Origin of the sequence: Brachybacterium sp. UNK5269 (assembly GCF_049266655.1) — a bacterium.
Classification (GTDB): domain Bacteria; phylum Actinomycetota; class Actinomycetes; order Actinomycetales; family Dermabacteraceae; genus Brachybacterium.
This window is the reverse complement of the sequence record NZ_CP184883.1, coordinates 1,796,344-1,819,039: the sequence shown is the minus strand read 5'-3', so window position 1 is coordinate 1,819,039 and position 22,696 is coordinate 1,796,344. Positions and strand designations below refer to the sequence as shown.

The 22,696-nt window shown below is 74.5% G+C and carries 22 protein-coding genes and 1 riboswitch; of the genes, 16 read left to right on the top strand and 6 right to left on the bottom strand.

Annotated features, from left to right (window positions below; genetic code table 11):
- Window positions 1-10 precede the first annotated feature (10 nt).
- The 7 genes from fmt to ACOJUI_RS08350 all read left to right on the top strand — a co-directional run bounded on the left by fmt (window position 11) and on the right by ACOJUI_RS08350 (window position 5,924).
- Complete coding sequence (gene fmt / locus ACOJUI_RS08380; RefSeq protein ID WP_422114521.1) at window positions 11-964, top strand: methionyl-tRNA formyltransferase; 954 nt, start codon at window positions 11-13, stop codon at window positions 962-964.
- Window positions 961-2,565 carry a transcription antitermination factor NusB gene (locus ACOJUI_RS08375; protein WP_422114520.1) on the top strand — a complete coding sequence of 535 codons (1,605 nt, stop codon included), beginning with the start codon at window positions 961-963 and terminating at the stop codon, window positions 2,563-2,565. Before fmt ends, ACOJUI_RS08375 begins: the two co-directional genes overlap by 4 nt.
- Window positions 2,562-3,248, top strand: a complete 687-nt coding sequence (rpe, locus tag ACOJUI_RS08370) for a ribulose-phosphate 3-epimerase (RefSeq protein ID WP_422114519.1) — start codon at window positions 2,562-2,564, stop codon at window positions 3,246-3,248. Before ACOJUI_RS08375 ends, rpe begins: the two co-directional genes overlap by 4 nt.
- Window positions 3,249-3,274: 26 nt before the next feature.
- Window positions 3,275-3,392, top strand: a riboswitch (FMN riboswitch).
- A 94-nt stretch (window positions 3,393-3,486) separates the two neighbouring features.
- Entirely contained in the window at window positions 3,487-4,194 is a 708-nt protein-coding gene (pnuC, locus tag ACOJUI_RS08365) for a nicotinamide riboside transporter PnuC (RefSeq protein WP_422114518.1), read from the top strand.
- A gap of 61 nt (window positions 4,195-4,255) precedes the next feature.
- Window positions 4,256-4,519 (top strand): phosphoribosyl-ATP diphosphatase, encoded by a 264-nt coding sequence (locus ACOJUI_RS08360; RefSeq protein WP_422114517.1) that lies wholly within the window; start codon window positions 4,256-4,258, stop codon window positions 4,517-4,519.
- 66 nt (window positions 4,520-4,585) lie between these two features.
- Window positions 4,586-5,443 (top strand): ATP phosphoribosyltransferase, encoded by an 858-nt coding sequence (gene hisG / locus ACOJUI_RS08355; protein WP_422117584.1) that lies wholly within the window; start codon window positions 4,586-4,588, stop codon window positions 5,441-5,443.
- 7 nt (window positions 5,444-5,450) lie between these two features.
- Window positions 5,451-5,924 (top strand): PH domain-containing protein, encoded by a 474-nt coding sequence (locus ACOJUI_RS08350; protein WP_422117583.1) that lies wholly within the window; start codon window positions 5,451-5,453, stop codon window positions 5,922-5,924.
- Between the two features lie 27 nt (window positions 5,925-5,951).
- Here the strand turns inward: ACOJUI_RS08350 and ACOJUI_RS08345 are convergent, their stop codons facing one another.
- The gene (locus ACOJUI_RS08345; protein WP_422117582.1) at window positions 5,952-7,067 is read right to left on the bottom strand and encodes a DUF3866 family protein; all 1,116 of its coding nucleotides are present in this window, start codon (window positions 7,065-7,067) and stop codon (window positions 5,952-5,954) included.
- Window positions 7,068-7,135: 68 nt separating this feature from the next.
- On the opposite strand from ACOJUI_RS08345, the gene ACOJUI_RS08340 reads away from it, so the two are divergent.
- The 9 genes from ACOJUI_RS08340 to ACOJUI_RS08300 all read left to right on the top strand — a co-directional run bounded on the left by ACOJUI_RS08340 (window position 7,136) and on the right by ACOJUI_RS08300 (window position 18,265).
- On the top strand, window positions 7,136-9,127 hold the full coding sequence (locus ACOJUI_RS08340; RefSeq protein ID WP_422117581.1) for a WYL domain-containing protein: 1,992 nt from the start codon (window positions 7,136-7,138) through the stop codon (window positions 9,125-9,127).
- Window positions 9,128-9,258: 131 nt separating this feature from the next.
- Window positions 9,259-9,576, top strand: coding sequence for a Sec-independent protein translocase subunit TatA (tatA, locus tag ACOJUI_RS08335; RefSeq protein ID WP_422117580.1), 318 nt, complete (start codon window positions 9,259-9,261; stop codon window positions 9,574-9,576).
- A 77-nt stretch (window positions 9,577-9,653) separates the two neighbouring features.
- The gene (tatC, locus tag ACOJUI_RS08330) at window positions 9,654-10,559 is read left to right on the top strand and encodes a twin-arginine translocase subunit TatC (RefSeq protein WP_422117579.1); all 906 of its coding nucleotides are present in this window, start codon (window positions 9,654-9,656) and stop codon (window positions 10,557-10,559) included.
- Window positions 10,556-11,521 carry a diacylglycerol/lipid kinase family protein gene (locus ACOJUI_RS08325; RefSeq protein WP_422117578.1) on the top strand — a complete coding sequence of 322 codons (966 nt, stop codon included), beginning with the start codon at window positions 10,556-10,558 and terminating at the stop codon, window positions 11,519-11,521. The genes tatC and ACOJUI_RS08325 overlap by 4 nt, the downstream gene beginning before the upstream one ends.
- The gene (locus tag ACOJUI_RS08320; RefSeq protein WP_422117577.1) at window positions 11,518-14,454 is read left to right on the top strand and encodes a DEAD/DEAH box helicase; all 2,937 of its coding nucleotides are present in this window, start codon (window positions 11,518-11,520) and stop codon (window positions 14,452-14,454) included. Before ACOJUI_RS08325 ends, ACOJUI_RS08320 begins: the two co-directional genes overlap by 4 nt.
- A 35-nt stretch (window positions 14,455-14,489) precedes the next feature.
- Window positions 14,490-15,257: a hypothetical protein gene (locus tag ACOJUI_RS08315; RefSeq protein ID WP_422117576.1), complete on the top strand. Its 768-nt coding sequence runs from the start codon at window positions 14,490-14,492 to the stop codon at window positions 15,255-15,257.
- Window positions 15,254-16,894, top strand: coding sequence for an apolipoprotein N-acyltransferase (gene lnt, locus ACOJUI_RS08310; protein WP_422117575.1), 1,641 nt, complete (start codon window positions 15,254-15,256; stop codon window positions 16,892-16,894). Before ACOJUI_RS08315 ends, lnt begins: the two co-directional genes overlap by 4 nt.
- A 15-nt stretch (window positions 16,895-16,909) precedes the next feature.
- Entirely contained in the window at window positions 16,910-17,665 is a 756-nt protein-coding gene (locus tag ACOJUI_RS08305) for a polyprenol monophosphomannose synthase (RefSeq protein ID WP_422117574.1), read from the top strand.
- A 36-nt stretch (window positions 17,666-17,701) separates the two neighbouring features.
- Window positions 17,702-18,265, top strand: coding sequence for an FxsA family protein (locus tag ACOJUI_RS08300; protein WP_422117573.1), 564 nt, complete (start codon window positions 17,702-17,704; stop codon window positions 18,263-18,265).
- Window positions 18,266-18,360: 95 nt separating this feature from the next.
- Here ACOJUI_RS08300 and ACOJUI_RS08295 read toward each other — a convergent pair whose 3' ends face one another.
- The 5 genes from ACOJUI_RS08295 to ACOJUI_RS08275 all read right to left on the bottom strand — a co-directional run bounded on the left by ACOJUI_RS08295 (window position 18,361) and on the right by ACOJUI_RS08275 (window position 22,571).
- Window positions 18,361-18,711, bottom strand: coding sequence for an RNA polymerase-binding protein RbpA (locus ACOJUI_RS08295; protein ID WP_422117572.1), 351 nt, complete (start codon window positions 18,709-18,711; stop codon window positions 18,361-18,363).
- Window positions 18,712-18,897: 186 nt separating this feature from the next.
- Window positions 18,898-19,710, bottom strand: a complete 813-nt coding sequence (locus ACOJUI_RS08290) for a glycerophosphodiester phosphodiesterase family protein (RefSeq protein ID WP_422117571.1) — start codon at window positions 19,708-19,710, stop codon at window positions 18,898-18,900.
- Window positions 19,682-20,614: an SURF1 family protein gene (locus tag ACOJUI_RS08285; protein WP_422117570.1), complete on the bottom strand. Its 933-nt coding sequence runs from the start codon at window positions 20,612-20,614 to the stop codon at window positions 19,682-19,684. The genes ACOJUI_RS08290 and ACOJUI_RS08285 overlap by 29 nt, the downstream gene beginning before the upstream one ends.
- On the bottom strand, window positions 20,611-21,129 hold the full coding sequence (locus tag ACOJUI_RS08280; protein ID WP_422117569.1) for a hypothetical protein: 519 nt from the start codon (window positions 21,127-21,129) through the stop codon (window positions 20,611-20,613). Before ACOJUI_RS08280 ends, ACOJUI_RS08285 begins: the two co-directional genes overlap by 4 nt.
- Window positions 21,126-22,571: a hypothetical protein gene (locus tag ACOJUI_RS08275; RefSeq protein WP_422117568.1), complete on the bottom strand. Its 1,446-nt coding sequence runs from the start codon at window positions 22,569-22,571 to the stop codon at window positions 21,126-21,128. Before ACOJUI_RS08275 ends, ACOJUI_RS08280 begins: the two co-directional genes overlap by 4 nt.
- Window positions 22,572-22,696: the final 125 nt, after the last annotated feature.

The window sequence follows — 22,696 nt, the reverse complement described above, 5'->3', positions numbered from 1 at the left end:
TCGAGGCATCATGCGACTTCTCTTCGCCGGCACCCCGGAGACCGCCCTGCCCTCCCTGCGCACCCTGCTCGACTCCCACCACGAGGTGGTCGGGGTGCTCACCCGGACCGACGCCCCCTCCGGGCGCGGGCGCCGCCTCACCCCCTCGCCGGTGAAGACCCTCGCCCTCGAGGCCGGGGTGCCGGTGCTCACCCCCACCACCCTGCGCGATGCGGAGGTCCGCCGGCAGCTGCGGGACCTCGCCCCCGACGCCGCCCCGGTGGTGGCCTACGGGAACCTGGTCCCCCCGGCCGCGCTCACCATCCCCCGCCACGGCTGGGTGAACCTGCACTTCTCGCTGCTGCCCGCCTGGCGCGGCGCCGCCCCCGCCCAGCGCGCCGTCCTGGCCGGGCAGCGCACCACCGGCATGAGCGTGTTCCGCCTCGAACAGGGCCTGGACACCGGCGACCTCGTGACCACCGCCCCCACCGAGATCGGCGAGTTCGAGACCGCCGGGGAGCTGCTGGAGCGGATGGCGGTGGCCGGCGCCGCCGTGCTGGCGTCCGCCCTCGACGCGATCGAGGACGGCACCGCCACCTTCACCCCGCAGGACCACGCCCGGGCGACCCACGCCCCCAAGCTGAGCACCGCCGAGGCGCAGATCGACTGGACCATGCCGGCCGAGCAGGTCAGCGCCCACATCCGCGGCATGAGCCCGCAGCCCGGCGCCTGGACCCACCTGGACGGCGCGCGCACCAAGATCCTCGGCGTCGAGGCGGCCCCGGAGCACGACCCGCTGCCCCCGGGCCGGCTGGCCGCCACCCGTCGCCAGCTGCTGGTGGGAACCGGCACCGACGTCATCGCCCTGTCCACCCTCGCCCCGGCCGGCAAGCGGCCGATGCGGGCGGCGGACTGGGCCCGCGGCGCGGCCCTGGCGGCCGACGCCGCCTTCACCCCGGCCCGGCCGGAAGGAGAGCAGGCATGAGCGAGCAGCGACGCGGCGGCCAGGACCGCGGCCGATCGGACGGCCCCCGCGGCGGCCGCCAGGACCCCCCGCGCGGCCGCGACGCACAGGGCCGCGAGCGCTCCGGCGCCCGCGGTCAGGGCGGCCCCCGCCGCGGCTACTCCGCCGCCCGCCCCTCCGAGCGCTCCCGGCGCTCCACCCCGTCCCGGCAGGTGGCCCTCGAGGGCCTGCGGATGGTCCGCGAGGAGGACTCCTACGCGAACCTGGTGCTGCCGCGACTGCTGCGCGAGCGTCGCGTCACCGGCCGCGACGCCGCCTTCACCACCGAGCTGCTCTACGGCTCCCTGCGCGCCCAGGGCCGGCTCGACGCGATCCTCGCCGCCTGCGTGGACCGCCCGCTGGCGGAGGTCGATCCCGCCCTGCTGGACGTGCTGCGCCTGGGCGCCTACCAGCTGCTGGACATGACCGTCGCCCCGCACGCCGCGACCTCCGAGACCGTGGCCCTGGCCCGCGCCGAGGTCGGGGCCGGTGCCGCCGGCTTCGCCAATGCGGTGCTGCGCCGGGTGGGGGAGCGCAGCCGGCAGGAGTGGATCGAGACCGTCGCCCCCGATCGCGCGAAGGACCCCACCGGCCACCTCGCCGTGGTCCACTCCCATCCCCGCTGGGTGGTGCGCGCCCTGAGCGACGCCCTGGCCGGCCACGGCCGCTCCCGGGACGAGATCGACGAGCTGCTGGCCGCGCAGAACGCCGCCCCGGCCGTCTCGCTGGTGATGCGACCGGGCCTGACCGACGTCGACGAGCTCATCGACCACGGCGCCGGCGGCGGAGCGCTCAGCATCTTCGGCGCCTCCTGGGCCGGCGGCGACCCCGGCGCCCTGGAGCCGGTCCAGCAGGGCCGCGCCGCCGTGCAGGACGAGGGCAGCCAGCTCGCGGCCCTGGCCCTCGCGATCGGCGCCGACGACCTGGTCCTGGCCGAGGACGCCCACTGGCTGGACCTCTGCGCCGGCCCCGGCGGCAAGAGCGCGCTGCTGGGCGGACTGACCATCGACCACGACGCCGATCTCCTGGCCGTCGAGCTGCAGCCCCACCGCACCGCGCTGGTCGACCGGGCGGTGGCGACCCTGCGCGAGGCCGGCTGCGAGATCACCACCCGCACCGCCGACGGCACCACCCTCGGCGCGGAGCTGCCGGACCGCTTCTCCCGGGTCCTGGTCGACGCGCCCTGCTCGGGCCTCGGCGCGCTGCGCCGCCGCCCCGAGGCGCGCTGGCGCCGCACCCCGGGCGACGTCGGGCAGCTCGGCGCCGTGCAGCGCGACCTGCTGGTCTCCGCCCTCGACGCCGCCGCACCCGGCGGGGTGGTCGCCTACGTGACCTGCTCCCCGCACCTGGCCGAGACGACGCTGATCGTCGCCGACGTGCTCAAGCGGCGCGCGGACGTCGAGCAGCTCGACGCCCGCGACGCCGTCCGCGCCGGCATCCTGCCCGCGAAGCAGGCCGAGGTGGACCTCGGCGAGGGCCCCGCCGTGCAGCTGTGGCCCCATGTCCACGGCACCGACGCGATGTTCATCTCCCTGCTCCGCAAGCACCCCGCCCCCGCCCCGGAAGGACGACCCACCCCATGACCTCTGCGTACTCGACCGACGGCCAGTACATCCACCCCAGCATCCTCAACGCCGACTTCATGGCGATCGGGGCCGAGCTGGACAAGATCGCCAGCGCCGACTCCGTCCACGTCGACGTCATGGACAACCACTTCGTGCCGAACCTGACCTTCGGCGCGAGCATGGTCGAGCAGATCGTCGAGCGCAGCGCGATCCCCGTGGACGCGCACCTGATGATCGAGAACGCCGATACCCAGGCGCCGCTGTTCGCCGAGGCCGGGGCCGCCTCGGTGACCTTCCACCTCGAGGCCGCCGCGGCCCCGGTCAAGCTCGCCCGCGACCTGCGGCGCAAGAACGCCCAGGCCGGTGTCGCGCTGCGGCCCGCGACCGCGGTGGAGCCGCTGCTGGACATCATCGGCGAGTTCGACATGCTGCTGATCATGACCGTCGAGCCGGGCTTCGGCGGCCAGAGCTTCCTGGAGACCATGCTGCCCAAGATCCGGCGCGCCCGGAAGGCGATCGGGGAGGCCAACCTCGAGGTCTCGATCCAGGTCGACGGCGGCGTCAGCCGGGAGACCATCGAGCGCTGCGCCGAGGCCGGGGCCAACGTCTTCGTGGCCGGCTCGGCGATCTACCGGGCCCGGGACGCGGCCGAGGAGATCTCCGCCCTGCGTGAACTCGCGCGCGCCCACGGCGCCCACTGACCTAGACTTCTCGCGTCACGACCAGTGACGTGCTCCGGGGTCGGTGGAAGTCCGAGCCGGCGGTGACAGTCCGCGACCCGCATCCGCGGTGGAGCCGGTGGAATTCCGGCACCGACAGTACAGCCTGGATGAGAGGCGCACGTCCTGCAGGTCCTCGGGGCGCCCTGACGCGCGCCCCGCCGCCCTGCCGGAACCCTTTTCCCCCGGAGCCACTGCATCCGACGGAGAAAGGACCGACATGGATCTTCTGCAGTGGCTCTTCGACGCGCGGATCGATTTCGCGAACGGACAGTTCCTCCTGCTGCGCGAGGTGCTGGGCAACGTCTTCGGACTGCTCAGCGCGTTCGGCGGCATGCGACGCAAGGTATGGGCCTGGCCCATCGGCATCATCGGCAACCTCCTGCTGCTGACGGTCTTCCTGGGCTCGGTGTTCGGCAACCCGAACTCCGTGGACCTGCTCGGGCAGGCCGGCCGGCAGGTGATGTTCATCGCCACCAGCATCTACGGCTGGGTACGCTGGCGCGAGGCGAAGAACTCCGGCGGCACCGCCGTCGAGCCCGAATGGGCCTCCTGGGGCACCCGCGCCCTGCTGCTGGTGGCGCTGCTCGGCGGCACCGCCGCCCTCACCCCCCTGTTCCGGGCCCTGGGCTCCTACGAGCCGGTCTGGGCCGACGCCTGGATCTTCATGGGCAGCCTGCTGGCCACCTTCGGCATGGCCAAGGGCTGGGTCGAGTTCTGGCTGATCTGGGTGGCGGTCGACCTGGTCGGCGTCCCCCTGCTGTGGAGCGCCGGCTACTACGCGAGCGCCTTCATGTACGTCTTCTACGGCGCCTTCACCCTGGTCGGCTTCTTCGTCTGGTGGCGGGTGCGGCGGCGCCGGGGCGAGGCCGAGCTGCGGGTGACGGTGGAGACCGCGCACCTGGATCCCACGGTGCGCAGGGAGTGAGACTGATCGCGACCGGTGGGCGGCGCAGCGAGCCGCCCGCCGGTCCGCGTACCCTGGCGGGGTGAAGGATTTCGAGACCCTGTTCGCCGAGCTCACCGCCAAGGCCCGCACCCGGCCAGAGGGCTCCGGCACCGTCCGCGAGCTCGATGCCGGCGTGCATCAGATCGGCAAGAAGATCGTCGAGGAGGCCGCCGAGGTGTGGATGGCCTGCGAGCACGAGTCCAAGGACGCCGCCGCGATGGAGATCAGCCAGCTGATCTACCACCTGCAGGTGATGATGATCGCCAAGGACATCAGCCTCGAGGACCTCTACCAGCAGCTCTGAGCGGCCCCTCGCCCTCGCCCCACTCCCGCTCCCCGTCGTGCGCCGCCCCGCGGCCAAGGAGGACCCGTGCTCCGCATCGCCGTTCCCAACAAGGGAGCTCTCTCCGAGCCCGCCGCCGAGCTGCTGCAGGAGGCCGGCTACCGGCGCCGCGGCACCGCCAAGGAGCTCGTGGTGGTCGACGAGGAGAACGACGTCGAGCTGTTCCACCTGCGCCCGCGGGACATCGCGGTGTACGTCGGCTCCGGCACCGTGGACGTCGGCATCACCGGCCAGGACATGCTGCTGGACTCCCGCACCCCGGCCGCGGAGATCCTGCCGCTGGGCTTCGCCCGCTCCACCTTCCGCTTCGCCGCGCCGCTGGGCTCCCACCAGGACGTCTCCGAGCTGCAGGGCGCCCGCATCGCCACCAGCTACGAGAACCTGGTCGAGGACTACCTCGCCGACCGCGGCCTCACCGCCGAGGTGGTCCACCTCGACGGGGCCGTGGAGTCCTCCATCCGGCTCGGCGTCGCCGACGTCATCGCCGACGTGGTCGAGACCGGCACCACGCTGCGCCAGGCGGGACTGGAGCCCTTCGGCGAGCCCATCATGACCAGCCAGGCGGTCCTGTTCTCCCGACCCGGGATGGAGCTCGACGAGACCGGCGCCCACACCCTCGAGGTGCTCGAGCGGCGCATCCGCGGCGTGCTGGTGGCCCGCGAGTACGTGATGCTCGACTACGACATCCCCAGCGCCCTGCTCGAGCGGGCCGTGACGATCACCCCCGGGCTGCAGTCGCCGACGGTCTCGCCGCTGCACGGCGGGGAGTGGTCGGCCGTGCGCGCCATGGTGGACCGCCGCACCGCGCACCGCATGATGGACGACCTCTACGACGCCGGCGCCCGCGCCATCCTGGTCACCGCGATCCAGGCCTGCCGCATCTGAGTCGGCGATGAGCATCCCCGGGCCGAGGCGCGAGAGCGGCGAGCAGCCGGCCACGATCGTGCTGCGCCCGCGGATGGTGCGCGTCTTCGCCTACCTCACCGGGGTGATCGTGCTGGCCGGGATGATCGGCGGCGCGATCGCGATCACCACCTTCTCCCTCGGCGGCCGGGTGGCGCTGGTGGTGATCGGGGTGCTGGTCCTGCTGTTCTGCCACCTCGAGGCCTCGGTGCGCATCATCGCCCGGCCCGCCCGGCTCGAGGTGCGCAACCTCATGCGCACCCGCACCGTGGAATGGGCCGAGATCATCACCATCAGCTTCCCGATGGGCGACCCCTGGGCGCATCTGGACCTCGCCGACGGCTCGACCCTGCAGCTGCAGGCCCTCCAGCGCTACGACGGTGAGCACGCGATCTCCGGCGCGCGGCTGCTGCGCGACCTGGTGCGGCAGCGGGGCGAGGCCGCCGAGTCCCCCGAGGCCTGAGCCGGGCGCCCGACGCGGGTGCCCGGCTCAGCCGCGCGGGGCCAGGGAGGCGGCGCAGCGACCGGCCAGCGCCGCGTACTGGAAGGCCGCCGGGTCCTCGGCCAGGGTGCGGCCCATCGTGGTCATCCGCACCGGCATCTCCTCGAGCGCGTCCCGCAGCCCCTTGGCGTCGACCTCGGTGAGCTCATGGGCGATCCCGCGCTTCGCCGCCGGCTTGAGGATCGTCGATTTCACCTGTTTCCGCACGGACGCATGGAATCCGTTGTAACGGTGATCGTTGCGGGGCAGCACCGGCAGGCGCACCGGGGTCAGCAGCGCCCGGCCGTAGGTGGTCGAGGAGTGGTGGGAGAGCCCGCGGTGGCGCTCGCGGTCGTCGGCGCCGGAGACCCGCAGCGTCGCCACCGGCACCCCGCCCAGCACCGCGGCGGCGTGCAGCGCCTCCACGGCCTGCACCCCGGAGAAGCCCCAGGGCGTGCCGGTGCCCAGGTTCCCCGGGCCCTGCACCACGATCGTCACGTCGGCGCGCACCACGTGCTTGGCGCCCAGCAGGGCCGAGTGCACGGTGACCGCCTCGTGGTCGCCCCCGAAGGACTGACCGGCGCTGATCACGGCGCTGAGCAGCTCCGCCTTCCGCAGCCGGGCCGCGGTGCGGGAGTAGGCCGCCGGCAGCGCCGCCCCGTCCGTGTGTACGTAGGCGATGCGGGCGCCTCGCCAGGTGGCGCGGATGCCCGCAACCAGGGCGGGCAGGGAGGAGTGGAGGTCCGCGACCACCACCGGCATCCCGCCGATGTCCTCGGCCTCGCGCAGCGTCTCGTAGTGCTCGCCCGCGGGGTCGTCGAGGGCGGTGACCAGGGTCTGCATGGGGGTGTAGCGGGCCTTGACCATGTGACCGGAGGTCGGCGGCGCGGCGGGCATCACGTCCAGCCGCGCCACCACCATGGCGTCGCCACCGGTGCCCAGCTGCCGCCGCAGCGCGTTGGTGTTCAGCAGCACCCGCTCCCCGGGAGCGGGCGTGCCGGTCAGCTCCGGGTAGGCGATCGCGGTGAGCGTCCCGCTCCCGTCCTCGAGCTCGACCTCGAGCCGCTCCACGCCGTGCCAGGAGGCCCGCGCGGCGCTCACCCGTCCCCGTTCCCATTGCAGCATGGGCCCAGCCTAGAGGGGCCCGACCGCGGTGGCCGCGTCGGCCTGGTCACGGCCGCTACGCTGGGGCGGTGGCTGCCAAGGGTGTGGAGAGACTGCTCAACGTCATCATGACGATCGGCTCGCGCCGGAGGATCGACCGCGCGAAGCTGTTCGCGGTGATCCCCGACTACGCCGAGGCCACCTCCGACCAGGCCGCCGAGCGCATGTTCGAGCGCGACAAGGCCTCGATCCTGGCGCTGGGCCTGCCACTGGTGACCGAGCGCGACGTGCTCGACGAGAACACCGTCTACTACCGGATCGACGCGGCACCCGCCGGCGCCGTGCTCGACCTCACCACCGAGGAGTACACGGTGCTGCTCGCGGCGAGCCGCGCCTGGGACGACGCCGCCGCCGGGGGAGCGGCCCGCCGGGTCCGCGCGAAGCTGCTGAGCCTCGGCCACGACGCCGACCCGGACCTGCTGCGCCGCGCCCCCCGCGGTGCGGTCGAGTCCCTGCCGGTGCTGACCCCGCTGCTGGAGGCGGTGGTGGCCGGTCGGTCCGTGCGCTTCGTCTACCGCGGCACCCACGGCGCCCCGGCCCTGCGCTGGGTCGAGCCCTGGGTGGTGGGCGTCCACGACGGGCACTGGTACCTGCACGGCTGGGACCGCGACCGCTCCGCGCCGCGGCTGTTCCGGGCCTCCCGCATCGAGTCCTTCCCCCAGGACGGCCCCGCGGCCACCGCGCCCCGACCCGCGCAGACCGACCTGGCGCAGGTGCTCGAGGGGATGCTCGACAGCTCCGACCGCGCCCCCGCGGTGCTCGAGGCCGCCCCCTACAAGGCGCTGTCCCTGCGCGACCGCGCCGGCGCCGAGCTGGCCGCCGAGCGCCTCACGCTGCCCACCCTGCCGCGACCGGCGGCCCGGCGTCTGCTGCTGGCCGACGTGCGCTGGATCGAGCTGCTCGAGCCGGTCGCCTGGCGCCGGGAGATCGCCGAGGTGCTGGGGGCGATCATCGCCCTCCACCGGGGAGAGGCGGACACCGCGGCCCTCGCCGCCGCGACCCTGCGCCCCGAGCCCAGGATCCGCAGCACGGCCCAGAGCGGCGACCATCTCTCGCGCCTGATCTCGGTGGCCTCCTTCGTGATGTCGCGCGGGGAGGCGGATCTCGCCGAGCTCGCCGAGGCGCTCGGCGTCACCGAGAAGCAGCTCGTGACCGACCTGCAGGTGCTGTTCGTCTGCGGGGACATGGGCGCGGGCTGGGAGGACCTCATCGAGGCGGAGTGGGAGCACGGCACCGTGCGGGTGCGCAACGCCGAGCCGCTGCGCCGCGCCCTCAGCCTCAGCGCCGTGGAGATCACCGCCCTGCTGGCAGGGCTCGCCACCCTCGAACCCGCGGCGGGGGAGACCGAGCAGGTGGTCGCCTCGGCCCGGGCCAAGCTGCTGGCCGGCGCCGCCGGCCGGGCCGAGACCCCCGCCGCCCTCCCCACCCGCACCGAGATCGCCGAGGCCGTCCGCGCCGACGAGCGCATCGCCCGCACCGCCGACCGCGCCGAGGGCGTGCTGGCCGCGGTGCAGAGCGCGCTGCGCGCCGCCGGGGACCCCGAGCGCTCGCGGCTGATGATCCGCTACTCCTCGAACGACCGCCCGGGCACGAGCGTGCGCCGGATCCGGCCGCTGCGGATCGAGACCGACGGCGCCCGCTCCTACCTGCTGGCCGACTGCGAGCTGGCCGGGGGCGAGCGCCGGTTCCGGCTGGACCGGATCGTGGAGATCCTGGACGAGGACGCACCCCAGCAGCGGGCCGGGACCGGGGGCGGCCCGGACCTCTCCGGACGGGTCGCCGGCGAGGTCTGGGTGCGGCTCGCGCCGCCGGGCCGCTGGGTCGCCGAGTCCTTCGCGGCCGCCGAGCTGCGCGACGGCGAAGGCGAGGCGGCCTTCGCCCGCCTGGACTCCCCGGTGCTGGCGCCGCTGGTGGACGCGGTGCTCGAGTCCGCCGGCGCGGTCGAGGTGCTCACCCCACGTGAGCTGAGAGACACGATCGTGACCGTGGCGCAGATCTCCCGGGCGCGTCACACCCCCTAGCAGCGGTTACCCTGGGACCACCCGCCGTGCGGTGGGCCGAGTCGCCACCGGGGCGACCCGTCGGCGCCCCATCCGCTGTGGGATGATAGGTGCGCCCGTGCACGAGAGCGGCGCTGTCGAAAGGGACCTCCATGAACTTCTTCCGCAACCCCTGGGCGATCGTCCTGCTGATCGTGCTGGTCATTCTGCTGTTCGGGGCCAACAAGCTGCCGGGCCTGGCGCGCAACATGGGCAAGTCGATGCGCATCTTCAAGAGCGAGGTCGAGGAGCTGCGCGGCGACGACAAGAACGTCGACGAGGACGAGGACGACATCGTCGTGCGCCCCTCCCGCTCCTCCCGTCCGCGCGATGACCACCGCGAGCGCGAGTACGATCCCCGCGACGACGCCCCGCGCGATCGCGAGCCGGTCCGCGCGCCGGAGGACGACGAGCCCTACCGCCGCGACTGAGCGTTTCGCCGCACAGGACGTCGACGGATCCGGGCGACAGATCGCCCGGCCGCTAAGCGCTGGGAGGAAGCAGATCCGTGGCGAGTGACACGCAGGGACGCGAGCAGGCCGGGGCCACCGCCTCGAAGAGGTCCCGCAGGGACCCCGAAGGGCGGATGTCCCTCGGCGAGCACCTCGTCGAGCTGCGCAACCGGCTGCTGATCAGCGCCGTCACGGTGCTGCTGCTGTCGATCGTGGGCTGGTTCCTGTTCCCCTGGGTCTTCGACGCGGTGAAGGCGCCGATCGAGGCGGCCGGCGAGGAATCGGACCTGCAGGCGCTCATCAACTTCCAGGGCGTGGGCCAGGGGCTGAACGTCAAGCTCCAGATGGCCGCGTACATCGGGCTGATCCTCTCCTCGCCGATGCTGCTGCTGCAGGTCTGGCTGTTCGTGATGCCCGGTCTGCACAAGAACGAGCGCAAGTACGCGATCGGCTTCTTCGGCAGCGCGATCCCGCTGTTCTTCCTCGGCTGCGTGGCCGGGTACTGGGCCGTGAGCCAGCTGGTCCCGGTGCTGATGAGCTTCACCCCCACCGAGGGCGCGACCGCGCAGATCATCCCCTACGACCAGTACCTGGCGCTGCTGATCAAGACCATGCTCGCCTTCGGCGTGGCCTTCGTGATCCCGGTGGTCATGGTGCTGCTGAACTTCATGGGCCTGGTCAGCGGGAAGTCGATGCTCAAGGCCTGGCGCTGGATCATCTTCCTCAGCTTCGCCTTCACCGCGGTGATGGTGCCGACGCCCGAGCCGATCACCCTGATCGCCATGTCCGCGGCCATCTCGAGCCTCTTCTTCGGGGCCATCGTGATCGCGCTGCTGCACGACCGCCGCCGCGCGAGGACCTCCGGGGACGACGGCCTGCGCGACGACGAGGCCAGCCGGATCGACGACGAGGTCGAGCCCATCGAGGGGCCCTCGCGCCTCGATGACGAGGACGGGCGGTGAGCAGACTCCGGGTCGGCCTGCTCGCGAACCCTGCCGCCGCCCTGGGGGCGGCGCACCGCGTGGGCCGCCAGGTCGGTCACCTGCTGCGACTGGCCGGGATCTCGGTGGTCGACATCTCCGGCCCGTCGGCCCATGTGGCCCGCGCCCGGGCCGAGGAGGTCCGCGACTCGCTGACCGCCCTGGTGGTGGTCGGCGGTGACGGCACCGTCTCCCTCGGCGCCGAGATCGTGGCCGGCACCCCGGTGCGGCTGGGCATCGTCCCCGCCGGCAGCGGCAACGACTTCGCCCGCGCGCTGGGACTGCCCATCAACGCCCCCGAGGACTCCACCCGGGCGCTGCTGCACGCCCTCTCCCGCCCGGTGGTGACGATCGACGCGATCGAGATCCTCGCCGCCGGCGAGCGCTCCCTCCCGCACCGCTCGCTGGCCCTGGGCAACGTCAACCTCGGCTTCGACGCCCTGGTCAACGCCCGCGCCAACCGCGCCGGCCGCGGCCACACCGTGCGCTACTCGACCGCGCTGCTGCGGGAGCTGCCCTCCTTCGCCCCGCTGCCGTACTGGCTCGAGATCGACGGCGGCGAGCGGATCGAGCTCGACGCGACCATCCTGACCCTGTCCAGCTCGGGCGTCTTCGGCGGGGGCATGAGGATGGTGCCCGAGGCCCGGGTCGACGACGGCGTCCTCGAGCTCACCTCGGTGGCGGGCCTCGGCCGGGCGCAGCTGCTGCGCTTCTTCCCGCGGGTGTACCGCGGCACCCACACCTCGCTGGACGCCCTCGAGATCCGCCCGGTGCGGGAGGTCACCGTGGGGCTGCGCCACGGTCGCGACCTGCGCGCCTACGCCGACGGGGAGCCCCGCGCCCTGCTCCCGCTGACCGCGCGGGTGCTGCCCGGCGCGGTGCGACTGCTCGCCGACCTCTCCGCAGCCCGCGGGGAGGTCCCCGGCACCGAAGGAGCGTCATGACCTCACCGGCCGAGAAGTACGCCCGCTGGGCGGCCGAGCAGGCCGCCGCCGGCTCGGAGCTGAGCGCCTTCACCGCTCGCTACCCCTTCGAGCTCGACGACTTCCAGCTCGCCGGCGGCCGCGCGCTGGAGCGCGGCAGCTCCGTGCTGGTCGCCGCCCCGACCGGGGCCGGAAAGACCGTGGTCGGCGAGTTCGCCGTCCACCTCGCCGTCTCCCGCGGCCACAAGGTCTTCTACACGGCCCCGATCAAGGCGCTGTCGAACCAGAAGTTCGCCGAGCTGGTCGACTGGCTCGGCGCGGACCGCGTCGGCCTGCTCACCGGTGACACCTCGATCCGCCCCGACGCCGAGGTGGTGGTGATGACCACCGAGGTGCTGCGCAACATGCTGTACGCGGACTCCGACCTGCTGGCCGGGCTCGGCTTCGTGGTGATGGACGAGGTGCACTACCTCGCCGACCGGCTGCGCGGACCGGTCTGGGAGGAGGTCATCATCCACCTGGACCGCTCGGTGCAGCTGGTGGCCCTGTCCGCCACGGTCTCCAACGCGGAGGAGTTCGGCGCCTGGCTGCAGGAGGTGCGCGGCAGCACCGAGATCGTGGTCTCCGAGACCCGCCCGGTGCCGCTGTGGCAGCACGTGATCGTCGGCGACGAGCTGCTGGACCTGTTCGTCGACGAGGACGGCGAGGCGGTCGTCTCCCACGGACCCGGCGCCCGCCGCGACCGCCGCGTGAACCCCGCGATCGAGCGGATCACCTCCTTCTCCCTTCCCGTCGACGAGCGCACCGGGGGCCGGCGCGGCAGCGCCTACGCCGGGCGCAAGGGCACCAGCGGTCGCCACCGTCCCCGCGGGTCCGGCCAGCACAAGCCTCCCCACCTGCGCAGGGGCGCCGGACGGGGCGGGGAGGAGCGCGGCGAGGCGCGCGGCGGCGCCGCCCGCGGCGGGCTCGGGGCGGGGTCCGCCCGACCCCTGCGGCGCCCCGACGTCGTGGAGCTGCTCGACGACGCCGCCCTGCTGCCCGCGATCATGTTCATCTTCTCCCGCGCCGGCTGCGAGGGCGCCGTGCAGCAGTGCGCGCGGGCCCGGCTGCGGCTGACCGACGACGCCGAGCGGCGGGAGATCCGCGCGGTGCTCGACGAGCGGCTCGCGGGGATCGGGGTCGAGGACGAGGACGTGCTGGGGATCGCCGCGTTCCGCCGGTCCCTGCTCGACGGCTACGCCGCCCACCACGCCGGGATCCTCCCGCTGCTCAAGACCGTGGTCGAGGAGCTGTTCGCGCGCGGGCTGATCAAGGTCGTCTTCGCCACCGAGACCCTCGCCCTGGGCATCAACATGCCGGCCCGCTCGGTGGTGCTGGAGAAGCTCGTGAAGTTCAACGGCGTCGAGCACGCCGACCTCACCCCGGGGGAGTTCACCCAGCTCACCGGCCGCGCCGGCCGGCGCGGCATCGATCCCGAGGGCCATGCGGTGGTCATCGCCGGGCCCCGCTTCGACGCCCCCGCCGTCGCCGCCCTCGCCTCGAAGCGCACCTATCCGCTGCGCTCCGCCTTCCGGCCCACCCCCAACATGGCCGTGAACCTGCTGGACCGCTTCGACCTCTCCCGCGCCCGGGAGACCCTCGAGACCAGCTTCGCGCAGTTCCAGGCGGACCGCTCGGTGGTGGGGCTGGCCCGCCGCGCCCGGGAGCTCGAGGACACCGCGGAGTCCTACCGCCGGGCCGTCAGCTGCGAGCGGGGCGATCTGCTGGAGTACGCCCAGATCCAGGAGCAGGTCGCCGAGCGGGAGAAGTCCCTGGCCGCCGCCCGCGCCGCGGCCGACCGCGACCGCACCCGCTCCGTGCTCGGCGATCTGCGCCGCGGCGAGGTGATCGCGCTGCCCAGCGGCAAGCGCCGCGGCTACGCCGTGGTGCTCGAGGTGGACCGCGCCGTGCTCGGGGGCCCGCAGGTGGACCTGCTGGACACCGAGGGGCGCCGCCGCAGCCTGCGCCCCGGGGACGTCCCCTCGCCGCCCGCCGTCATCGACACCCTGCGACTGCCGCGCCAGGAGACCCTGGGCAGCGGCAAGGTCCGCAAGGACACCGCCGCCGCGCTGCGCCAGCGCCTGGCCGGGAAGGACGACGACGTCCGGCGGGAGGTCCGCCGCCGCGCCGGGCGCACCCCCTCCAGCGCCGCCTCGGACCCGCTGCTGCGGGAGCTGCGGGACCAGCTCGCCGCGCACCCCTGCGCGCACTGCCCCGACCTCGAGTCCCATCTGCGCTGGGTGGGCCGCTGGCGGCGCACGCGCTCCGAGCTGGCCGGCGTCCAGCGCCGGATCCGCGGCCGCACCAGCTCCCTGGCCCGGCAGTTCGACCATCTCACCGACCTGCTAATGGAGCTCGGCTACCTCGAGCGCGAGCGGACCGGGGAGGATGGGCAGGACGGGCGGACGCCCTCGCTGCGACCCACCACCAGCGGGCTGCGGCTGCGGCGCCTGTTCAGCGACCGCGACCTGCTGATCGCCGAATGCCTCGAGCACGGCGCCTGGCGGGGGCTGGACGCCGCTGGTCTGGCCGCGGTGGTCTCCGCCGCGGTCCACGAGACCCGGCGCGACGACCGCGCCCCCGAGCTGATCCCGGACCCCGCGGTCGATGCCGCCCTGGCGGCCTCCGCGCGCCTGGCCGCCCGCCTCCAGGCCGCGGAGTCCCGCCACGGGATCACCCCGACCACCCCGCCGGACCCGGCCATCGCCGCGATCGTGCACCGCTGGGCCCGCGGCGCCCACCTCGCCGCCGCCCTGGCCGACAACGACCTGCCCCCCGGGGACTTCGTGCGCCACTGCCGACAGGTCATCGACCTGCTGGACCAGCTCACCGCCGACGAGGAGCTGGGGGCCGTGGCCCGCTCCGCGGTGCGGGCGGTGCGACGGGGCCTGGTGGCCCAGGAGATCGACCGCTGAGCGTTCTCCCAGGCGCACACGAGAAACTGGAGGACGTGACTGTGAACGACGCCCCGGCGACCGGCTCCGCGCCCGCCGCCACCCTGTACACCGGCATCGTGCTGTACAGCTCCAAGGACCCTGAGGCCTCCGCGATGCTGGTCGCCGACGGCCTGATCGCCTGGACCGGCCCGGAGGATTCCGCCCTCCTCCTGCACGGCGACGCCCAGCGCGTCGACGCCACCGGCTGCCTGGTCACGCCCGGCTTCGTCGACGCCGCCGCCACCGCGGACGGCTCCCAGCCCGACCCGGCGCAGGACGCCGCCGCCGCCGCTCGCGGCATCGTGCTGCGCCTGCCGGGGCCGACGGGGGAGCGCGAGGGCGTCCGGATCGTCGCGCCCGTCACCGAGCGCGCCGACTACCTCGACCTGCTCGGGGCCGGCACCCCGCTGGCCTTCGGCTCCGCCGGCCGGGCCGCGGCCGCCGACCCCTGGGACTGGGTGCGCGGCGCCGCCCGCACCAGCCCCGCCGCCCAGCGCATCAGCGACCGCGCCGCCTTCCTCGCGGCCACCCGCGGCGGCCAGCGCGTCGCCGGCCGGCGCCATCCCGGCTCCCTGCAGACCGGCGTCGAGGCGACCTTCGTGCTCTGGGAGCCCTGGGACCTCACCGTGCAGTCCCGGGCCGAGCGGGTGGAGACCTGGTCCACCGATCCCCGCGCCCGCACGCCCCTGCTGCCCGACCTCGACCAGGGCTCCCCGCGGGCCCTGCGCACCGTGGTGGCGGGACGGATCGTGCACGACGAGCTGGGAGCGGACGGCTCATGAGCGCCCCCGCGCGCACCGCGCCGCCCCGACCCGCTGCGCGCCGCCCCCGGGACGAGGTCGATCCCACCCCGTGGCCGATCGCCCTGGTCTGCGGCGTCCTCGGAGGGCTCTGCGCCCTGCTCGCCTTCCCGCCCTACGACCTGTGGATGCTGCTGCCGGTCTCCCTCGCCCTGCTCGGCGCCGGACTGCTGGTGCGCTCGGCCTGGCTGGGGGCGGCCGTCTCGCTGCTGTGGGGCATGGCCTTCTTCATCCCGCTGACCGAATGGGCCAGCACCTACGCGGGCTCGATGCCCTGGATCGCGCTCGGCGTCGTCGAGGCCCTCTACATCGTGGTCTTCGGCGTGCTGGCGCGCGCGGTGATGGTCCGCCGCGGCCTGGGCCTGTCCACCGCGATCGTGGTCTCCGCCCTCTGGGTGGGCGCGGAGACCCTGCGCAGCCACGTCCCCTGGGGCGGGCTGCCCTGGGGAGCCAGCGGCTTCGCGCTGGCCGACTCCCCGCTGCTGAACCTCGGCCCCTGGATCGGCATGGCGGGGCTGGCCTTCGTCGTCGCCCTGCTCGGACAGCTGCTGCTGAACGGGGCGCTGGCCCTGCTGGGCCGGCGCCACCGCGGCCTGACCGGCTTCTCCGGGGTCTGGCCCTGCGCGGTCGCGGTCGCGGCGATCCTCGCCGCCGTGGTGGTCCCGCACCCCGTCAACCGCGCCCCGGAGCAGCGGCCCACGATGACGGTCGCCGCCATCCAGGGCTCCATGGGGGCGATCGATCCCGTCTCGTACACCATGCCCGACGACGTGTTCACGAACCATCTGGCCGTCACCCGCGACGTCATCGGCGAGGCCGAGGCCCGGGGCACCGCGCTGGACCTGATCGTCTGGCCCGAGGACTCCACCGGCGTCGACCCCCGCCAGGACCCGTGGACGGCCGAGCAGCTGATCCGCGCCTCCGCCGACGCCGGCGCCCCGCTGCTGGTCGGCACCCAGACGCGGGTGGGGGAGAGCGGGCGGCTGAACCAGTCGCTGCTGTACACGCCCGAGGGCACCACTCCCTACGAGTACTCCAAGCGCCACCCGGTGCCCTTCGGCGAGTACGTCCCCGAGCGCGATTTCTTCCGCCTGCTCACCGACAAGGTCGACCTGATCTCCCTGGACATGATCCCGGGCGAGGAGGTCGGGGTGATGGACCTCGGCGGCCTCGGCCTCGGCGAGGACACCGTCGGGGTGCTGATCTGCTTCGAGATCGCCTACGACAACCTGGTGCGGGACGTGGTGCGCGACGGCGCGGAGGTCGTGGTCGTGCAGTCCAACAACGCCCTGTTCGGCGACTCCCACGAGGCGATCCAGCAGCTCGCCGAGGCGAAGGTGATGGCCGTCGTCTCCGGTCGCAGCGTCGTCCACATCTCCACCGTCGGCCACTCCGCGATCTTCAGCCCCGAGGGCCGCCGGATCGACTTCGTGGGCCACTGGGAGCAGGGCGCGCTGCTGGCCGACGTCCCGCTGCGCACCGGCCTCACCCCCGCCGTCGCCGCCGGACCCTGGATCGCGCTCGCGCTGTCCGCGGTGGGCGTGCTCGGCGTCCTGGCGGCGCTGACCGGTGACCGCCGGGCCCTCGCCCGCCCTGCCCGCCCCCGCCCCCGCCGCTGAGGAGACCGATCGCGCGTGCACCCCTCCAGCTCCCCGCTGCCCCCGACCCTCGTGGTGATCCCCACCTATGACGAGCGGGAGGCGCTGCCGGGCACCCTCGCCCGGCTGCGGGCCGCCGTGCCCGCCGCGCAGGTGCTGGTCGTCGACGACGCCTCCCCGGACGGCACCGGGCAGTGGGCCGCCGCCGAGGCGGAGCGGGACCCCGCCGTGCACGTGCTGCACCGGGCCGGGAAGCAGGGGCTCGGACCGGCCTACCTGGCCGGCTTCGCCTGGGGCCTCGAGAGGGGCTTCGAGCAGCTGGTGGAGATGGACGCCGATGCCTCCCACCGCCCCGAGCAGCTGCCCGCCCTGCTGGAGGCGGTGCGCCGCGGCGCCGATCTGGCGATCGGCTCCCGCTGGGTGCCCGGGGGAGCGGTGCACGACTGGCCGCTGCGCCGGCTGCTGCTCTCCCACGGCGCGAACGTCTACGTGCGGGTGCTGATGGGACTGGGGGTGCACGACGCCACCGCCGGCTTCCGGGTCTTCCGGGCCGAGCTCCTCGAGCAGCTGCTGGCCGGCGACATCGCCTCCCAGGGGTACTGCTTCCAGGTCGACATGACCCGCCGCGCCCGCGAGCTGGGCGCGGTGATCACCGAGGTCCCGATCGACTTCGACGAGCGCACCGAGGGCGCCAGCAAGATGTCCCCGGCGATCGTGCGGGAGGCGCTGGTCAAGGTGACGCTCTGGGGACTGGCACGGCGCGCCCAGCAGCTTCGGAGCGCCCTGCACTAGTCTGGACGGAGTCCACCCCGAGGAAGGGAGCCCGCCGTGAGCTCATCGCCGCACCGCCGGAGCGGCCCGCCCGGCGCGGGCACCGGCGCCGCAGCGCCCACGTCCCGCTGGTCGAGGATGCTGCCGCTCGCGATCATCGCGCTGGGCCTGGCCGAGCTCGCGATCCTGGTGCTCATCGGCGTCAACACCAGCCTCTGGTGGGCGGTGCTGATCGTGGTCGTGGGCTGGGTGGTCGGCGTGGCGCTGGTGGTCGCGGCCGGGCAGCAGTCCTGGGTGCGGCTGCGCTCCCTGGTGCGGGCCGTGCGGGGCCGCGGCGAGGTGCAGGACCATCTCTCGCGCCCGGCCTTCACCCTGCTCTCGGCCCTGTGCTTCTTCTTCCCGGGCCTGCTGACCGACCTCATCGGCCTGGTCCTGCTGCTCACCCCGGTGCAGCGCCGCTCCGTCGCGGCGATGGGCCTGGGCGGCGGCTCCGCGGGGGCGCGGAGGGTCCTGTACCGCCGCTCCGGCACCGGGGTCATCGACGGGGAGATCATCCTCGAGAACCGTCCCGCCGATCGCGGCGACGGGGGCGGCGTCCCGCCCACCCTCATCCAGGACTGACCGCCCGCCCGGCGGGACGACAGCGCCCCCGCTCCGCCCTGAGGGCGGGACGGGGGCGCTGCACTGTCAGCAGGCCGCCGAAAGCGGCCCCGGGCTCAGAGGTTCCGGCGCTGGTGGAGCTTGCCGGCGCGCAGCAGCTCCAGACGCTGGTCCAGGAGCACCTGCAGCTCCTCCTCGCTGCGGCGCTCCAGCAGCATGTCCCAGTGGGTGCGCACGGGCTTGCCGGGCTTCGCCTCGGGCCGCTCGTGGTCGCGCAGCAGCGCGGAGGCGCCGCAGCGGCACTCCCACACGGCCGGCACGTCGGCCTCGACCGAGAAGGGAAGGACGATGGTGTGGCCATTGGGGCAGTCGTAGACGGACTCCTGGCGCGGTGCGGCGAGGACTCCCTCGTCGGTCTCCATGGAGAGGGAGCCCAGTCGGGTGCCTCGCAAGCTGCGGCTGCTCATGCGGTTCTCGCTTCCTGCCGGGGATAGAGGTCGGGCGGTGCGCCCGGAGGTCTGTGGTCGATCTGGCGTCCCACGGCACGGGGACGTCACGGACGGTTCAACGTCCGCAGGGTCGGTTCTGTTCCCGGGACCAGCCGACCCCGCGCGTCACGACCGGGCTCGGCCGCGTCGGCGGGCGACGTCGCGTCACTCGCCGTCGAGCAGCTCCGTGAGCAGGTCGACGCGATTGGTGATGATACCATCCACGCCCTTGACCAGCAGCTTCTGCATGGTCACAGGCTCGTCGACGGTCCAGGCGTGCACCTCGCAGCCCGCCCGGTGGGCGGCGGCGACATTGGCCTCGGTGATCAGCGGCACGCCCTGGTAGCTGGGAGGGATCTGCAGCGCCCCGTAGGGGGCCAGCAGGCGGGCGATCACGGCCGCCGGCGCCTCCACGGCGCGGGCGGCGAAGAAGGCGCGCATCACTCCCATCCCGGGGCTGCGCACCGGGCGGGTCCCGGTGGCGGCATGGACGGTGGCGACGGCCCGGCGCACCACCGCGCCGTCGAAGCCGGCCACGCAGACGCGGTCGGCGCTGCGGGTGCGGGCGATCGCGGCGACCGCGGGGCCGATCGCCGCGGCGGTCTTGATGTCGATGTTGACGGGGACATGGCGGAAGGTGCCCAGCACGTCCTCGAGCATCGCCAGCGGCTCGTCCCCGGCCAGCCGCACCGCCCCGGCCTCCCGGGCGCTGAGCTGGTCGATCCGCCGCGGATCCGCCGCGACGCGCCGGAGGTCCTCGTCGTGGACGGCCAGCGCGAGGCCGTCGGCGGTGGCGCGGGTGTCGGTCTCGAGCATGTCCGCGCCGGCCGCGAGGGCCTGCTCGAAGGCGCGCAGGGTGTTCTCCGCCCCGTCGGGGGCCAGGCCGCGGTGGGCGATCCGCCGCGGCCGCGGGCCGGGCAGGAACCGCCGGCCGGGGGTGGCGGTCCGCTCAGGGGGCCTGCCGGTCGATGAGGGCATCCTCTTCCTCCTCGTCATGGCCCCGGCGGCGCGCGCGGACGGCGCGGCGGGGGCGAAGATCGGTCGTCTCGGCGGCGGTGGCGGCGGGGTCCGCCGCCGGGGCGGGGAGGGGGCCCGCGCCGGCGCTCGCGGCGTCCTGCTCGCCCGCGGCCAGGTCCTGGTAGCGCTGACGCAGGTTGAAGACCAGCGCCCCGGGGAAGAACAGCGCGAAGATCCACCACTGGAACGCGTAGGACAGATGGGGGCCGAGCGACGTGTCCGGAGCCGGCAGCGCGGCCGGGCGCGCCGCGGACGGCTCCTCGTCGGCCAGCTCCCCGTACGCCCCGGTGACCAGGGAGCTCGGGGGCAGGCCCAGCAGCGCCGCGATCTGGGGCGGATGCACCGAGTGCACCTGGCCGGTGGGCAGCTCGCGGTCCAGCAGGGGTTCGGCGGGGCGCATCCGCACGGTGGCGGTGAGCTCGCCGGCCGGGACGGCGGGGGCGTCCGCGGGCACCGAGCCGTCGTCGGCCTGCGGCACCCATCCGCGCACCACCAGCACAGTGGCGCCGTCCTCGGAGCGGAACGGCACCAGCTGCCAGAAGCCCACCTCACCGGAGAGCTGACGGTTGCGCACGTACAGGACGCAGTCCGCCTCGGTGCAGTAGCTGCCGTCCAGCGCCACGGGGGTCCAGTCGTCCTGGCTCGCGAGCGGCTCCGCGGGATCGGACAGCACCGTCTCGAGCGGGACGGGGGCGGCGGCGTAGTTCGCCTCGACGACGGCGGCGGCATCGCGACGGTCCTCGTAGCGGCCGAACTGCCAGAAGCCCAGCGCCACGCAGACCCCGCCCAGCACCAGCACGGCCACCAGCCCCAGCAGGGTCTCGCGTCCCAGCAGGCTGCGCAGTCGGGAGGAGCGGCTGGTCATGCGCGGTCCGGAGCGGAGGCTCCCACCCCGGGTCCCGTGAGGGAGCTGCGCAGATGCCCCGAGGTCTCCGCCATCCGGCCCGGCAGGTCCTCCACGGCGAAGTCGACCAGCAGCACGAACAGCACCGCCGTCAGCGCCGCCAGCACGAAGCCGAGCGCGGTGACGGCGATCGTCAGTCCCAGCCGCAGCCGGGGGCGGCTGCGCACCGGCGTCGCGGGCGGGAAGCCGTGGTCGTCCTCCTCGAGCGGGTTCTCGGTCCACATCCCCGGGTTCAGCACGGAGATCGGGTACTGCTGCGCTCGTCGCCGCGGGCGGGCGCCGCTGGCCGGGACGTCCTCGGAGTCCTGCAGCGGCGCCTCACCGCGGTCGACGAGCGCATCGGTGAGCCAGAGCCTCCACCCGGCCGGGACCGGTCCCCAGGAGCGGTCGGGGCGGAAGTCCGTCGGCGGGACCCACCCCTCCTGCGGGGGCTCCGGCCAGTGCGGCGGCGGGTTGAAGCGCTGACCCTGGGTCACGCAGGGACTTCCCAGGAGTAGTCGTCGACGTAGGTGGTGAAGTTCAGCGTGTTGCCACCGGCGCGCTGGACCTCGTAGAGCACCTTGATGGTGTACTCGTCGCCGGCCTGGAAGCCGTCGGCGGGGGTGAAGTCGAGGCCCGAGCCCTCCAGCGAGTAGCTGTTGCTCGAGGGGGTGACCTCACCGCCGTACGGGGTCTTGATGGTGAACTGGAAGGGGTTCAGGCTCTCGAAGGTGCCCTCGGTGACGGTCAGCTTGGCGGTCAGCACCAGGTAGTCGCCGTACTCGCCGTCCTCCATGGGGCCGCCGTCCCAGCTGTCCACCAGCTCGCTGCCGGGCACGTAGGCCATGTGCACGGCGATGGTGCCGGTGCCGTCCAGCCCCACGATGTCGACCGCCTGGGCCGACGGGTCGATGGTGGCCAGGTCGGTCGGGGTGGGGGTCTCCTCGGCGGGCTCGTCGCTCGGCTCCTCCGTGGGCTCCGCGGTGGGGTCCTCCTCGGTGGGCGCCTCGGTGGTCTGCCCCTGGGAGGTCTCGACCCCGCCACCGGCGGTGTCGTCGCCGCCGCCGCGGCTCAGCAGCACGATGCCGCCGACGGCGACGAGGGCGAGCACGAGCAGGGCGGCGATGATGCAGCCGACCCACCAGAAGCGCTGCAGCAGTCCCTTGCGGGGCGCCTCCCCGGGCTGGGTGGAGGCGGTCCAGCCGGCGCCCGCGGGGGAACCCTGGGAGTAGTTCGCCGCCGGGTAGTCCGAGGCGGAGCCCTGCCCGTAGCCGGGGGCGGGCGAACCCTGCCCGTAGCCCGGGGCCGGGGAGCCCTGGCCGTAGCCGGGCGCGGGGGCGGGCTGGCCGTAGCCCGACTCGGGGGCGGCCTGGCCGTAGCCGGGAGCGGCCTGCGAGTGCTCCGGCGCCGCGCCCGCGGCGGTCGCGCCGGCCGCTGCCGCGGAAGCACCGGCGGCGGCGCCGTAGCCCTGGTCCTGCGCGGACTCGTAGGGCGCCTGCTGCGAGAGATCCGACTGCAGGTCGGGACCCTCGTACTCCGCGGTGGCGGAGCCGTTGGCGGCCTCGGCGCCCGGCGCGTCGTGCGGGTCGGTGCCGGCCACGTGGGTGGCGTCGTCGTCGGCGCCCGGCGCCGATTCCCCGAAGGCCGGTGCGGCGGGCATGTCCTCCGCGGCGGCGGGCACCGCCTCGTGGCGGCCGTGGGGCTCGCCCTGCGCGTCGCCGCCGAGCTGCTGATCGGTGGAGACGACGCGGGTGGCGTCATCGCCCGCCGGCTCGGCCTGCTCGGCGCCGTCGGCCGCCCCGCTCGTCTCGGCGTCGATCCAGAAGTTCCACCCCTCCGGTGCGGGACCCCAGGACGGATCCGGCTGCCATCCGGGCGGCGGGGTCCAGCCGGCGTCGTCGATCGGCCAGTTCGGCGGAGGGTTGAAGCGATATGCCATCTGGTAGCGCCTTCCGAGGCTCTGTGCGTGGACCGGGCTCCCCCATGGATCCCGACATTGTCTCGCCCCGTATCGTAGAGCACGCGCATCCGGCCGGGCGTCAGCCCGCACCGCATCTCAGCTCG

What these genes read in the sequence shown, in the direction of transcription:
- ACOJUI_RS08290 (WP_422117571.1), bottom strand. Translation starts at nt 19,710, where the DNA reads ATGCCCTCATCGACCGGCAGGCCCCCTGAGCGGACCGCCACCCCCGGC.
- ACOJUI_RS08375 (WP_422114520.1), top strand. Translation starts at nt 961, where the DNA reads ATGAGCGAGCAGCGACGCGGCGGCCAGGACCGCGGCCGATCGGACGGC.
- tatA (WP_422117580.1), top strand. Translation starts at nt 9,259, where the DNA reads ATGAACTTCTTCCGCAACCCCTGGGCGATCGTCCTGCTGATCGTGCTG.
- rpe (WP_422114519.1), top strand. Translation starts at nt 2,562, where the DNA reads ATGACCTCTGCGTACTCGACCGACGGCCAGTACATCCACCCCAGCATC.
- ACOJUI_RS08350 (WP_422117583.1), top strand. Translation starts at nt 5,451, where the DNA reads ATGAGCATCCCCGGGCCGAGGCGCGAGAGCGGCGAGCAGCCGGCCACG.
- ACOJUI_RS08345 (WP_422117582.1), bottom strand. Translation starts at nt 7,067, where the DNA reads ATGCTGCAATGGGAACGGGGACGGGTGAGCGCCGCGCGGGCCTCCTGG.
- lnt (WP_422117575.1), top strand. Translation starts at nt 15,254, where the DNA reads ATGAGCGCCCCCGCGCGCACCGCGCCGCCCCGACCCGCTGCGCGCCGC.
- ACOJUI_RS08320 (WP_422117577.1), top strand. Translation starts at nt 11,518, where the DNA reads ATGACCTCACCGGCCGAGAAGTACGCCCGCTGGGCGGCCGAGCAGGCC.
- ACOJUI_RS08295 (WP_422117572.1), bottom strand. Translation starts at nt 18,711, where the DNA reads ATGAGCAGCCGCAGCTTGCGAGGCACCCGACTGGGCTCCCTCTCCATG.
- ACOJUI_RS08275 (WP_422117568.1), bottom strand. Translation starts at nt 22,571, where the DNA reads ATGGCATATCGCTTCAACCCTCCGCCGAACTGGCCGATCGACGACGCC.
- ACOJUI_RS08285 (WP_422117570.1), bottom strand. Translation starts at nt 20,614, where the DNA reads ATGACCAGCCGCTCCTCCCGACTGCGCAGCCTGCTGGGACGCGAGACC.
- fmt (WP_422114521.1), top strand. Translation starts at nt 11, where the DNA reads ATGCGACTTCTCTTCGCCGGCACCCCGGAGACCGCCCTGCCCTCCCTG.
- pnuC (WP_422114518.1), top strand. Translation starts at nt 3,487, where the DNA reads ATGGATCTTCTGCAGTGGCTCTTCGACGCGCGGATCGATTTCGCGAAC.